Raw genomic sequence first — 13,208 nt, forward strand, 5'->3', positions numbered from 1 at the left:
ATTAAATAAAATATCCTAAAGGAGGAATCAAAATGTCAGAAATGGATACAAAAGCAATGTACAAGTTATCGTATGGATTGTTTGTATGCACCGCTGTAAGAGACGAGAAAATTAATGGCTGTATAATAAACACCGCCATGCAGATCGCGTCAGAACCAAACCGTATTTCAGTTGCTGTGAACAAGGCTAATTTCACCCATGACATGATCAAGGATACGGGCGTATGTAATGTATCTGTAATCAGCAAGGAAGCAAGCTTTGATTTGTTTAAACATTTTGGATTCCAGTCCGGAAGGGATGTGAATAAGTTTGCCGGAATTAGTGAAGGGGCAGGTGAACAGAAAATTGAAGGTACTGATATATCATGCGCTTTGGCTGAGAATGGAGTGCCTTACATAATCAGTGGAACTAATGCGTATTTTTCATTAAGAGTTGAGAAGGAAGTTGATCTTGGATCCCATACACTCTTTATTTGTGATCCTAAATTCATGACAGTTCTAGCTGATACCGGTTCCTGTACTTATGAATATTACCAAAGCAATATTAAGCCGAAGCCGGAAGCAGTTGGAACTACTCCTAAAGGTGAAACTGTATGGCGTTGCAGAATCTGTGGTTATGAGTGGGTTGGAGAAGAACTGCCGGATGATTTCATTTGCCCTATCTGCAAGCATCCGAAGGCAGATTTTGAGAAAATAGTTAGATAAGTAAACATATGCGCGAAAAGTTATTATCGATATTTAATGAAATGATAATGATTATCCAGGTTCATACATGATATAATTACTCTGTTAGTTGATATTGCACTTTTTCGCAGGAAAGGAGCTTTTCTATGAAGTATGTATGTGGCACATGTGGATATATTTATGATGAGGCAGCAGGCGATCCGGATAACGGAATAGCTCCCGGAACCAAATGGGATGATCTTCCGGCTGATTGGGTTTGCCCGCTTTGCGGAGTTGGTAAGGAAGAGTTCAAAGCTGAATAAGGAGGCTGGAACTCGAAATGTACCTAGTTGGGTACGAATATGTGACAAAGAATAAAAATACACCCTATCGGAGATAAATTGATCGATTTGATTGGTTTTATGTTCGTTAGGGTGTATCTTGTTTATATGGATGTGATCAATCATTTGTTTTAAGGGGAACTGAAGTGGTACGGGAAGTATTAAAACAGATTTTGCCTTATACTCTTCGCGAACAGATTCGCAGTGTGATTTTCAATGCTAATTATCTCAGGATTAAGAGAATAAAAACTGATTTCGGAGAATATCCTGATGGCATTAATCTTATAGGCCATTCAAGAGGTGACTTTGGGCTCGGTGAAAGTTGCAGACTGGTTGCGCAAACAATTAAGACTTCCGGAATTCCATTTGTAATAAACAACTGTTTTCAAAACAAAAAAGCAAAAGAAACAAACTTGTCTTTTGTTAAATATGAAGAGGATGAGCCAAGGTATAACGTTAACCTTATTCATATCAATCCAAATGAAATGGTTAGTTTTTCATTAAGATCAACTAGAAATATGTTTGATAACAGATATCAGGTTGCATTTTGGCTTTGGGAAGTGCCGGAATTTCCTATGCATTGGGTTTGTCAGATTAAAATGTTTGATGAAATATGGACACCTTCAGAGTTTGTTTCTGAGTCAATAAGAAGGGTGACAGATAAGCCTGTGTTTACGGTGCCGTATGCTATGAGAGAGCCGAAAGTCTCACTTGAATGTGACAGGAATTATTTTGGCTTGCCGAGAGATAAGTTTTTATTTCTTATGTCTTATGATGGGCTAAGTAATTCCGAACGTAAAAATCCCGAGGCTGTTATAGCTGCATATAAAGAAGCCTATCCGGAAGAGCAATCTGGAGTTGGACTGATAATTAAGGCGACACATGCAAATGAAAAAGAAATAAAGCGTCTGCGTAATATGTTGGAGGGTTATAGAAACGTATACATTTTAACTGAAAGCTTCAGTAAGGAAGAGTTCAATAGTTTGATTAAAGATGCAGATGTGTATGTTTCATTGCATCGCTCGGAAGGCTTTGGACTTGTAATGGCAGAGGCAATGTTTCTCGGAACCCCGGTTGTTGCAACAAACTGGTCAGCGAATTCTGAGTTCATGTCTGAGGAATCATGCTGTATGGTTCCCGCAAGGATAGTTGAAATTGAAACAGATATGCCTCCTTATCATAAGGGCAATCACTGGGCCGATCCGGATATTCATGTGGCAGCAGGATATATTCGAAGATTGTATGATGATAAAGCGTTTTATGATTATAAGAAAGAATCAGCTTTTTTTCATATAAGAGAGATGATGAAGCCTGAACGTGCAGCAGATATTTTTAGGGAGAGGTTTGCTGAGTTGACAAAAAAGGTATAATGAGATAAGCACAGATGTTTATAATGGTAGCGTTGGTTTGATTTTTGACTTCATGAAGGGGGTGTCGGTAAAAGAATACATAATATGAAGATTATCAAAAAAAGAAAATTCAGGATGGTGTTATGTTTCTTTGTTGCTTATATCAGTCTTATTGCTTTTAGTCTTGCAGCTACAAACAGAGCACCTGTAAGAAATAACGAGAGTTTGATATTAACTGATTTTTCAAATGGCGACGAAATAGAGAATGTTCCATATGGAAATCACAGTTTCAGATCCGTACTTAAAGAAAACTATGTGCTGCATGTCCCTGTTTCGTTTATGTCAGGTGAAAGCTTTCATGTAAAATATAAAGCGACGCTTTTAAATGCTTCTAAAGCAGAAATTATCACAAGTCTTGCAGCAGGTGAATATGATATGTCGTCTTGTTCTTTTACAACAGTTTTGGATGAGGGCGAGAATTTGATCGAAGGTGATCTGTATTTTGATGGAATCAATCACCCACAGACAGGAGAGATATATATCTACTCGGTAGATCCCGGTATTGAGATCGCAATCACCAAACCGGATTTTAGAAGGGTAGAAGATAAGCGCATTGGATATCTTGCATATACGGCATTAGGGTTGACCGTAGTATTTTTATTTATGGGAATAATAACTTTGATAATTGATATTAGATGGGCAAAAATTAAATCATGAAAATATAAGAAACTTGTGCTTTTAACAAAAATGTATATAATGATTAAAGCTAAGCAAATTATTTTAAGAGGATAAAATATATGTGTGGAATAGTTGGATATGTTGGTAAAAAGCAAGCAGCTCCCATTTTGTTGGATGGCCTTTCAAAGCTTGAATATCGTGGATATGATTCAGCAGGTCTCGCAGTAAGAGGCGATGATGGCAAGGTAAAGGTAGTAAAGGCCAAGGGCCGTCTTAAAGTTCTGTCAGAGAAAACCAATGACGGAGCTTCACTCACTGGATGTATAGGTATCGGGCATACAAGATGGGCAACACATGGTGAGCCTTCAGAGACTAATGCACACCCACATGTTTCATCAAATCATTTTGAACATGGTGAAACCATTGAGGAAGCAAATGTCGTTGGTGTTCATAATGGTATAATTGAGAACTACCAGGAGCTTAGGGAAAAGCTCTTGCATCATGGCTATGAGTTCTATTCACAGACTGATACTGAAGTCGCAGTTAAGCTTGTGGATTACTATTACAATAAGTATAAAATCGGACCCATCGATGCTATTGCTAAGACTATGGTGCGTGTGCGTGGTTCATATGCACTTGCACTTATGTTCAAGGATTATCCGGATCAGGTCTGGGTTGCCCGCAAGGATTCTCCGATGGTAATTGGTGTCGAGAACGGTGCTACTTATGTTGCATCTGACGTTCCTGCAATTTTGAAATATACAAGGAATGTTTACTATATTGGTAATCAGGAAATGGCATGCCTTGGAAAAGGCGAAGCTCACTTCTATAATCTCGATGGAGATGAGATTCAGAAGGAAAAGGTTGAGATTAAATGGGATGCTGAAGCTGCTGAGAAGGGTGGCTTCGAGCACTTCATGATGAAGGAAATCCATGAACAGCCTAAGGCAGTTGAGGATACACTTAATTCTGTTATAAAAGGCAAAAAGATCGATCTTTCAGAATGCGGTATAAGTGATGAGAAGATCAAGTCCCTTAGACAGATTTTTATTGTTGCCTGTGGAAGTGCATGGCATGTAGGCATGGCAGCTCAGTATGTGTTTGAGGATCTTACACGTATCCCTGTTCGCGTTGAGCTTGCATCTGAGTTCAGATATAGAAAGCCGCTTCTTGATAAAAATGATCTGGTAATCGTTATTTCACAGTCCGGCGAGACTGCAGATACGCTTGCCGCTCTTCGTGAGGCAAAAAATCAGGGCGTTGCTACTTTGGGTATCGTTAATGTTGTTGGATCTTCAATTGCCAGAGAGGCAGACCATGTCCTTTATACCCTTGCAGGTCCCGAGATTTCTGTTGCTACAACAAAGGCATATAGTGCGCAGCTTGTTGCAGTTTATGCCCTTGCTGTCCACTTTGGATTTGTAAGAGAACTAATTGATAATAAGAGATACGCTAGTTATATTTCTGAAATGAAAACTATCCCTGAGAAGATACAGAAGGTTCTTGAGGATAAGGAGAGACTTCAGTGGTTTGCTGCTAAGTATTCAAACGCTAAGGATGTCTTCTTTGTTGGAAGAGGAATAGACTATGCCGTTTCGCTTGAGGGAAGCCTCAAGATGAAGGAAATTTCTTACATTCACTCAGAGGCATATGCTGCAGGAGAACTTAAGCATGGTACTATCAGCCTTATCGAGGATGGAATCCTTGTAATCGGTGTGCTCACGCAGAACGACCTTTATGAGAAGACAATCAGTAATATGGTTGAATGTAAGGCAAGAGGAGCTTATCTCATGGGACTCACAACCTATGGTCATTATGAGATTGAGGATACAGTTAATTTTGCAGCGTATGTTCCTAAAATTGAGGAGCACTTTGCGGCATCGCTTGCAGTTATCCCGCTTCAGCTTCTTGGTTACTATATTAGTGTTGCCAAGGGCCTTGATGTTGATAAACCGAGAAACCTTGCAAAGAGCGTAACTGTAGAATAATAAGCGTTTATAGAGCCTTCTCCTACGGAGAAAAGAGGCACAAATAAATACCAAAGCCTTCTCCTTTGGAGAAAAGAGGCGTAGATAAATACCAAAGCCTTCTCCTTTGGAGAAAAGAGGCGTAGATAAATACCAAAGCCTTCTCCTTGGGAAAAAAGAGGCACGAAGTGCCGGATGAGGGGGATCAGAAAGGACAAACATGAATATAATTTTATTATCGGGCGGATCAGGTCAGCGTCTCTGGCCTCTTTCAAACGATGTTAGATCAAAGCAGTTTATTAAGATTTTCAAAGGAACTGACGGAGAGTATGAATCAATGGTTCAGCGAGTTTATCACCAGATAAGAGCTATTGATCCAAACGCAAATGTAACCATAGCAACAAGTAAGACACAGGTTTCAGCCATCAATAATCAGCTTGGTGGGAATGTTGGAATTTCCATTGAGCCCTGCAGAAGGGATACATTCCCTGCAATCGCTCTTGCAAGTGCATACCTTCATGATGTGCAGAACGTTGGACTGGATGAGCCTGTAGTGGTATGTCCTGTTGACCCTTATGTTGACAAGGAATACTTCCTTGCTCTCGAGAAGCTTTCAAAGCTTGCAGAGGAGGGTGATTCCAATCTTACACTCATGGGAATAGATCCCACATATCCTTCAGAGAAATATGGTTACATCATTCCTGAGGATAAGGCAGAGGTTTCAAAGGTTGTATCCTTCAAGGAAAAGCCTGACGTAGAAACTGCTAAAGATTATATTTCAAAGGGTGCCCTTTGGAATGGCGGAATTTTCGCGTATAAACTTTCATACCTTCTTGATAAGGCACATGAGATTATTGATTTTACAGACTACAATGATCTTTTTGGAAAATACGATACCCTTGAGAAGATTTCCTTCGACTATGCGGTTGTAGAGAAGGAGACCAGGATCAGCGTAATGCGTTTTAACGGCCTGTGGAAGGATCTGGGAACCTGGAATACTCTTACAGAGGCTATGGAAGAGAATGTTATCGGCGATGCACTTTTGAATGAAAACTGTGAAAATGTTCATGTGATAAATGATATGAACATCCCTGTAATTGTTATGGGACTAAAAGATGCCATCGTTGCTGCTTCTCCTGATGGTATTCTTGTTTCTGATAAGGAACAGAGCTCTTACATTAAGCCTTTTGTTGAGAAAATCGAGCAGCCGATCATGTTTGCTGAGAAATCCTGGGGAAGCTATAGAGTTCTTGATGTTGAAAAAGACTCCATGACCATTAAAGTTACTCTTAACCCCGGACATTCTATGAACTATCACAGTCACGAGAGACGCGATGAAGTTTGGAGTGTTGTACGTGGTACTGGTAAGACTATCATTGATGGCGTTGAAAAGATAGTTCGTCCCGGAGATGTTGTCAACATGAAAGCAGGCACAAAGCACACCATCATCAATGATAACGGTGAAGAGCTGCAGCTTATCGAGGTGCAGATGGGAAAAGAGATTACAGTGGAAGATAAGAAGAAGTTTGATCTGTAATACTTTCACATCAAGACAAAAAATGGCCTTGAAAAAATGTTTAATAATTGCCCTGGCAGGAAAATCTGCCGGGGCTTTTTACTAATTGGAAATGAAAATTCAGAATAAAAAAGCTCCACCGTCAAGGTGAAGCTTAGCGGAGACGGCGGGATTCGAACCCGCGTGCCCCGGAGGACAAACGCATTTCGAGTGCGCCTCATTACGACCACTTTGATACGTCTCCATAAAGCGTGAAAGTTCATATTTTCGCGCTTTTTCATTATACGAGGGAGTATGGTTTAAGTCAATAAACAGTTGTTGCACGAGCGGTTATTGAGTATAATTAGTTAGTTGAAGTATGAAAAAAATCGGGCAACTCTTGATAAAACTTTTCTGTGTTTTGATTGATGTGCCTGATAAATGGGGATTTAAATGGCGTACGTAGCTTTATATAGAAAGTTCAGACCACCTGTTTTTGACGATGTCAAAGGACAGGATCATATTGTGACAACGCTGAAGAACCAGATTAAGTCTGACAGGATTGGGCATGCATATCTGTTCTGCGGAACCAGAGGTACCGGCAAGACATCGGTTGCTAAGATTCTTGCAAGAGCAGTTAACTGCGAGAACCCGAAGGATGGCAGCCCCTGCGGCGAGTGCCCCACCTGTAAGGCAATCGAGTCCGGTGCAGCAATGGGTAACGTCATCGAGATAGATGCTGCATCCAATAACGGCGTAGATAACATCCGTGAGATCATTGATGAGATCTCTTATTCACCAACAGTTGGAAAATACAAAGTATATATTATCGATGAGGTTCATATGCTCTCAACCGGAGCCTTTAATGCTCTTCTTAAGAGCCTGGAGGAACCGCCGTCGTATGTAATTTTTATTCTTGCAACTACAGAAGTACAGAAGATACCGATCACTATTTTGTCCAGATGTCAGAGGTACGATTTTCACAGAATTACTATCGACACTATAGCGGACAGACTTCGAGAGGTTGTTGATAAGGAACAGGTAAAAGTTGACGAAAGAGCACTTCGCTATATCGCTAAGGCAGCAGATGGTTCGATGCGTGATTCGTTAAGCCTTCTTGACCAGTGTATCGCTTTCAATTACGGCGAAGAATTGACTTATGACAGAGTGCTTAGTGTACTTGGTGCAGTTGATACTGCTGTTTTTGGAAAACTGTTTTCGTATCTGATAGTTCAGGATGTTACAGGCGCTCTTAATCTTCTGTCCGACATTGTCATACAGGGACGAGAACTAACACAGTTTGTCAGTGATTTCATCTGGTACCTGAGAAATCTGATGTTGGTAAGCACCTCCGATAACATGGAGGATGCAGTGGATATGTCCACGGATAATCTTGCAGCACTAAAAGAACTGGCAAAGAGCTCTGACATAGATACCATCATGCGTTATATTCGCGTGTTCTCGGAGTTATCACAGAACTTGCGATTTGCAGCGGCAAAACGTATTCTAATAGAGGTGGCACTGATAAGGCTTTGCAAACCTCAAATGGACGAAGACACGGATGCACTTCTTGACAGAATAAGAATACTGGAAGAGCGTAGTCAGGAGATGAATGGAGTCCTAGGCGGAATTACCAGTGGACAGATTGCTGTTAATGCAACTGGAGGAGGTAATGGAGGACCGGGTTTTAATGGGGCCGGTGCCGTAGGCACTGGCGGAGTAGGTGCCGGGTCAGGTACTTCCATGCAAGAGCGGGCCAAAATGCTTGAGAAGGCTGTTGCTGAGGATGTCAAAAAAGTCGTCAACAATTGGAACAGAATTCTTAACAGGATGCCAATGCCTATGAGGGCTTATATGCTTAAGGCGGTTCTCAGTCAGAGTGAAGATGGTAAGCTTTTCATAGTTCTGGATAATAAAGAGCGGGCACAAAAATATAGCGAAGATCCGGGACGTAGCGAGCTTTCAGCTATTCTTGATGACTCTATCGGCAAGCATGTAGATTTTGAACTTCGTTATGCGGTGCAGGATAAGCCAATATCAGAGCAGTATGTCAGCCTTAATGATATTCATTTCGACATCGAGATTGAGGAAGAAGTGAGTATGCCTGATAACCCGGAGATTCAACCGTCATCAGAAGATAGCATGGAAATTCAACCATCATCAGAAGATAATCCGGAAATTCAACCCTCATCAGAAGACGAGAATCCGGAAAACTCCGGCGGAGATATAATTACCGGCCTTGACGAAGATGAGTATTATGCTCAGCAGGCTACAGAATATGCCGCTTCCTATGATGAGCAGGAAGAAGAGTATGCAGCATACGAGCAAGCATCGTCAGAGAATTCATTTAATGAGCAGCGGGCCAGCGATGAAGAGAATGCCTTTGAGGAGAAGGATACGGACGAGGATTAGCTGATAAAAGCTGAAAACCTACAATCAGTAGTAAAAATAGAATTAAAAGTAACAAACAGGAGGAACAAATAATGGCAAAGAGAGGTGGATTCCCGGGTGGTATGCCTGGCAACATGAATAACCTTATGAAACAGGCTCAGCGTATGCAGCGTCAGATGGAGGAGAGCCAGAAGGAACTTGAGACAAAGGAGTTCAAGGCAAGTGCAGGCGGTGGTGCCGTTGAGGCCACTGTTACAGGTAATAAAAAGCTCGTTGGTATTACAATTGCGCAGGATGCAGTTGACCCCGATGATGTGGAGATGCTTCAGGATATGATAGTTGCAGCGGTAAACGAGGCAATGGAACAGGCTGAGAAGGCACAGGGCGATATTATGGGCAAGATGACAGGCGGCCTTGGAGGTCTCGGAGGACTTCCGTTCTAATTGGAGCATAGCCTCGGAGGATTTTTATTTTAATGGATCTATATAGCGGACATATTAACAGACTGATCGATGAGCTCTCATCCCTTCCGGGAATCGGCGGCAAATCGGCTCAGAGACTGGCTTTTTACATTATAGGTCTTCCAAAGGACAGGGTTGAAAGATTGGCAAAATCGCTTACTGATGCCAGAGAGAATGTGCACTACTGTAGCAAATGCTGCACTCTTACTGATGATGAGATATGCCCAATCTGTGCTAATGAGAAGCGTGATCACAGAACTATAATGGTGGTTGAAAACGCAAGAGACCTTGCAGCTTATGAGAAGACGGGAAAATACGAAGGTGTCTATCATGTTCTTCATGGGGCCATTTCTCCAATGCTTGGGATTGGACCTGGAGATATCAAGCTAAAAGAGCTTGTACAGAGACTAGAGACAGATGATGTAAACGAAGTGATTATTGCTACGAATTCAAGCCTTGAGGGTGAGACTACGGGAATGTATATAAGTAAACTCATAAAGCCCACCGGTATCAAGGTTACAAGGATTGCCAGCGGCGTTCCTGTCGGCGGCGATCTTGAGTACATAGATGAAGTAACACTGCTCCGTGCACTAGAGGGCAGAACTGAGTTGTAAACCTAAAACAGATGCAATAACTAAACGGAAAAACTAGAAAACAAAAGCGGAAGTTGCTCGAACTTCGAGCGGGAAATTCAGAAACGGAGGAAAAAATGAGTGTGAAAAGAGAGTTTCTTGGAGAAACAAAGGACGGAGCACCTATTTACGGTTACCATATGACAAACAGCCAGGGAATGGAGGTTTGCCTTCTTAATTATGGCGCTACCATACGTAATATTTTTGTAAAAGACAAGGATGGACAGACAAGAGACGTTGTTCTTGGATTTGATGATCCTGAGAAATATTTTGATAATTCCTGCTTCCTTGGCGTTGTAGTAGGCCCTGTTGCTAACAGAGTTGGCGGAGCAAGCTATCAGATTGATGGAAAAACTTTCCAGATGGCAGTGAATGATGGACCTAATAATCTTCATAGTGATTTTGATAATGGCTTCCACAAGAGAGTCTGGGAAGCATCTGAGACAGAAGATAGTGTTACTTTTACATTAAAAGCAGAGGATGGAGATCTTGGATTTTCAGGAAATAGAGAGTTTTCTGTTACATACACTCTTAGTGAGGACAATGCACTCTCACTTCATTATCATGCAACAAGTGATGCTAAGACCATGATCAATCTTACAAACCATTGCTACTTTAATCTTCGCGGTCAGGGATCAGGAACTATCACGGATCATGTTGCTCAGTTTAATTCAAGCAAAACTACAACAGTAGGAGAGGGACTTATCCCTACCGGCGAAATTGCTGATGTTGAGGGAACCCCTTTCGATTTCAGAAATGAAAAGGTTATTGGTCTCGAAATCGATGCAGATAATGATCAGATAGCATTGGGTGGCGGATATGACCACAACTTTATTATTGATGGCGCTGATGGAACAAGAAGAACTTTTGCTACTGTAAAGTGTCCTGAGAGCGGAATTACAATGCAGTGTTCAACAACACTTCCTGCATTCCAGTTTTATGCCGGCAATTTCCTTGAAGCAGAAGGCGGAAAAGGTGGCGCAGATTATAGGAAGAGAGATGGTTTCTGCTTAGAAACTCAGATACATCCTGACGCTATTCATCATGATAACTTCCCGGATGCCGTATTCGGACCCGAGCGCGAGTATGATTCAATAACGGTATACCGCTTTATTTAAAAAAATTCGGAAAAGAGTTTTAAATGGCAGAAGTCAAGGATTTCACTAAGTACATAAAGAAGCTGCAAAAGAACTCAAAGGAAAAGGATAAGGATGAAAATCCTTTTGCTGCACTAAATGGCGACTTAGATTGGGAACCTGATAGCGATGAGTATGATTCTGAAGGCGAGGACAATTACGAAAATAGTGGTCCTTCGTATAAGGAGAGAATAAGAAAACACAGGATTGCGGTTTTTGTTAGGACTATCGTTATCATTACAATAGCAGTACTTATGGTAGCTGCCGTGTATGTCAGCTGGAGAGATAAGCATTTTACAGAGAGTAATGTGATTTCATCTGTCAAACTGACTGATGCGGCAGGTGCTAAAGCTGTTAATCTGGGTGGATATGTACTCACATACAGTAAAGATGGTGTCAGCTGTCTTGATGGTGAAGGGCAACAGCTATGGAACCAGACTTATCAGATGCAGAATCCCACGGTTCATACATGTAAAAATGTGGTAGCCATAGGTGATTACAATGGACACAATATCTACGTGGCAAATACATCAGGAGCTCTCGGTGAGATAGATACAAATCTTCCCATCAGAGATTTCTGTGTGGCTTCACAAGGTGTAGTGGCTGCGGTATTGGATGATAAAAATGTCACATGGATCTATCTTTTTGATGCAACAGGCAATACCCTTGCAAATTTCAAGACAACCATGCAGGATAGCGGATATCCGGTTGATATATCTATTTCGCCAAGTGGTGAGCTTGTGTGCGTGTCCTATTTGAAAGCAGATAATGGCAAAATAAAGACAAGTGTAGCGTTCTTTAACTTTGGAGCTGTCGGACAGAATCTTTCTGACAACTATGCGAGTGGATATGAGTATCCCGGAGTGGTTGTGCCTTATGTTCAGTTCATGAATGATTCTAAGATCTTTGCAGTAGCAGATGACAGAATAATGTTCTTTTCGGGCAAAGAGGTTCCGACAAGTCAGACAGAGAGCCTTACAGCAAATGAGGAAATAAGATCTGTATTCTTCAATGACTCTCATGTTGGAGTTGTGTTCATGAATAACACAGATGAAGGTGCTTATAGGCTTCAGATCTATGGTGAGACGGGTAGTCTTGAGACAACGGTTTTCTTTGATACAGAATATGTAGATGTTCTATTTGACAACGACCAAATAGTTGTTTATGGGGAAAATGAGTACATACTCTATGATATGAAAGGTGTGGAAAAATTCAGAAATACCTTTGATCGTGCCGTGAAAGTAATGATCCCTACAAATGTGCGAAGCAAGTTTATTCTTGTTACAGAGAAGGCTATTGAAACGCTGGAGCTTAAGTGATGATAATTTATTTTTCTATTTCGCTTAATAGGAACTAGTTTATGAATATTATGGAATTTATTGCTATGCCGCAGGTGATTGTATCACTTGCGGTTTTAATAATACTCTTGTGGAGAATTGCGTCTGGTTTTACATACGGACTTATATCTGAGTTAATTGGAATAGCGGCATTAGCTATAGGATTTGTGATCTTCTCTCTCTCGGCAGGAGCAATAGGTAAGCTTCTTCAAGGGAAGAACCTTCATTTGATAGAAACGATTATCGAACTTGCAATTATCGTTGCAGTTTATCGTGTGATCCAGGGAATAGGAAAAGCTGCTACCGGTTCAAAGAAGATTCCGATACTTTCAACTGCAAATAAAGTGTTGGGCGGAGTCTTTGGAGCGTGTGAAACCTATATATGGGTAGCGCTGATACAGCATATTGTGGGCTATAATATAGGCGCTGCAATTAATTTTACAATTTCTGAATTAATTAGTTGCATTCATGTGTAAGTGATGCTATAATCAATTTCGCTCACTTCGAGAGAGCACAAATAAGAGCTGATAACTACTTATAAAAAATCTCGAAAAAAATTAAAAAAGTTCTTGACAGAAAGCACACAACATGATAATCTATCAGAGTTGCGGCTGACAAGCCAAGACAAAGCACTTTGACAATAAAATAGTAATGCAACCCTGAAAATTCCAAAAAGAATATTCAGAGAACAAAACAACCTAACTAAAGGTAAAACGGACAGAACAAAAGCCAAGCTTAAGTTCTGGTCAGACGAACGAT

At 41.0% G+C, this 13,208-nt stretch carries 11 protein-coding genes, 1 tRNA gene and 1 pseudogene; 12 read left to right on the forward strand and 1 reads right to left on the reverse strand.

The features are described from left to right. The first annotated feature begins 41 nt into the window (after positions 1-41). The 6 genes from G586_RS0109765 (at position 42) to G586_RS0109790 (ending at position 6,534) form a co-directional block, all read left to right on the forward strand. A complete protein-coding gene (locus G586_RS0109765; protein ID WP_026527628.1) occupies positions 42-704 on the forward strand; it encodes a flavin reductase in 663 nt (220 codons plus the stop codon). Between the two features lie 125 nt (positions 705-829). Then, the gene (gene rd, locus G586_RS0109770; RefSeq protein ID WP_026527629.1) at positions 830-985 is read left to right on the forward strand and encodes a rubredoxin; all 156 of its coding nucleotides are present in this window, start codon (positions 830-832) and stop codon (positions 983-985) included. Positions 986-1,149: 164 nt separating this feature from the next. Continuing rightward, positions 1,150-2,373: a glycosyltransferase family 4 protein gene (locus G586_RS22410; RefSeq protein ID WP_155834085.1), complete on the forward strand. Its 1,224-nt coding sequence runs from the start codon at positions 1,150-1,152 to the stop codon at positions 2,371-2,373. Positions 2,374-2,457: 84 nt separating this feature from the next. Further along, positions 2,458-3,069 (forward strand): hypothetical protein, encoded by a 612-nt coding sequence (locus G586_RS0109780; protein ID WP_026527630.1) that lies wholly within the window; start codon positions 2,458-2,460, stop codon positions 3,067-3,069. A gap of 80 nt (positions 3,070-3,149) precedes the next feature. After that, the gene (glmS, locus tag G586_RS0109785; RefSeq protein WP_026527631.1) at positions 3,150-5,018 is read left to right on the forward strand and encodes a glutamine--fructose-6-phosphate transaminase (isomerizing); all 1,869 of its coding nucleotides are present in this window, start codon (positions 3,150-3,152) and stop codon (positions 5,016-5,018) included. Between the two features lie 199 nt (positions 5,019-5,217). Continuing rightward, the gene (locus G586_RS0109790) at positions 5,218-6,534 is read left to right on the forward strand and encodes a sugar phosphate nucleotidyltransferase (RefSeq protein ID WP_026527632.1); all 1,317 of its coding nucleotides are present in this window, start codon (positions 5,218-5,220) and stop codon (positions 6,532-6,534) included. Positions 6,535-6,671: 137 nt separating this feature from the next. Here the strand turns inward: G586_RS0109790 and G586_RS0109795 are convergent. Next, positions 6,672-6,757: transfer RNA gene (locus tag G586_RS0109795), tRNA-Ser, on the reverse strand. A 188-nt stretch (positions 6,758-6,945) separates the two neighbouring features. Here G586_RS0109795 and dnaX point away from each other — a divergent pair. From dnaX to G586_RS0109825, 6 genes and pseudogenes are all read left to right on the forward strand, one after another. Continuing rightward, positions 6,946-8,571: pseudogene (gene dnaX, locus G586_RS22415) on the forward strand (DNA polymerase III subunit gamma/tau); the annotation flags it as partial. A 404-nt stretch (positions 8,572-8,975) separates the two neighbouring features. Next, positions 8,976-9,326 (forward strand): YbaB/EbfC family nucleoid-associated protein, encoded by a 351-nt coding sequence (locus tag G586_RS0109805; protein ID WP_026527633.1) that lies wholly within the window; start codon positions 8,976-8,978, stop codon positions 9,324-9,326. Positions 9,327-9,358: 32 nt separating this feature from the next. After that, complete coding sequence (recR, locus tag G586_RS0109810; RefSeq protein ID WP_026527634.1) at positions 9,359-9,958, forward strand: recombination mediator RecR; 600 nt, start codon at positions 9,359-9,361, stop codon at positions 9,956-9,958. A 95-nt stretch (positions 9,959-10,053) separates the two neighbouring features. Continuing rightward, positions 10,054-11,094 carry an aldose epimerase family protein gene (locus G586_RS0109815; protein ID WP_026527635.1) on the forward strand — a complete coding sequence of 347 codons (1,041 nt, stop codon included), beginning with the start codon at positions 10,054-10,056 and terminating at the stop codon, positions 11,092-11,094. 23 nt (positions 11,095-11,117) lie between these two features. Next, positions 11,118-12,431, forward strand: a complete 1,314-nt coding sequence (locus tag G586_RS22420) for a DUF5711 family protein (RefSeq protein WP_051204689.1) — start codon at positions 11,118-11,120, stop codon at positions 12,429-12,431. Positions 12,432-12,472: 41 nt separating this feature from the next. Then, the gene (locus G586_RS0109825) at positions 12,473-12,925 is read left to right on the forward strand and encodes a CvpA family protein (RefSeq protein WP_026527636.1); all 453 of its coding nucleotides are present in this window, start codon (positions 12,473-12,475) and stop codon (positions 12,923-12,925) included. Positions 12,926-13,208: the final 283 nt, after the last annotated feature.

Source organism: Butyrivibrio sp. VCD2006, from assembly GCF_000423925.1.
Classification (GTDB): domain Bacteria; phylum Bacillota; class Clostridia; order Lachnospirales; family Lachnospiraceae; genus Butyrivibrio.

Excerpts from the sequence above, each read along its gene's own strand:
- G586_RS0109765 (WP_026527628.1), top strand. The coding sequence starts at position 42 with ATGGATACAAAAGCAATGTACAAGTTATCGTATGGATTGTTTGTATGC.
- rd (WP_026527629.1), top strand. The coding sequence starts at position 830 with ATGAAGTATGTATGTGGCACATGTGGATATATTTATGATGAGGCAGCA.
- G586_RS0109780 (WP_026527630.1), top strand. The coding sequence starts at position 2,458 with ATGAAGATTATCAAAAAAAGAAAATTCAGGATGGTGTTATGTTTCTTT.
- glmS (WP_026527631.1), top strand. The coding sequence starts at position 3,150 with ATGTGTGGAATAGTTGGATATGTTGGTAAAAAGCAAGCAGCTCCCATT.
- G586_RS0109790 (WP_026527632.1), top strand. The coding sequence starts at position 5,218 with ATGAATATAATTTTATTATCGGGCGGATCAGGTCAGCGTCTCTGGCCT.
- G586_RS0109805 (WP_026527633.1), top strand. The coding sequence starts at position 8,976 with ATGGCAAAGAGAGGTGGATTCCCGGGTGGTATGCCTGGCAACATGAAT.
- recR (WP_026527634.1), top strand. The coding sequence starts at position 9,359 with ATGGATCTATATAGCGGACATATTAACAGACTGATCGATGAGCTCTCA.
- G586_RS0109815 (WP_026527635.1), top strand. The coding sequence starts at position 10,054 with ATGAGTGTGAAAAGAGAGTTTCTTGGAGAAACAAAGGACGGAGCACCT.
- G586_RS22420 (WP_051204689.1), top strand. The coding sequence starts at position 11,118 with ATGGCAGAAGTCAAGGATTTCACTAAGTACATAAAGAAGCTGCAAAAG.
- G586_RS0109825 (WP_026527636.1), top strand. The coding sequence starts at position 12,473 with ATGAATATTATGGAATTTATTGCTATGCCGCAGGTGATTGTATCACTT.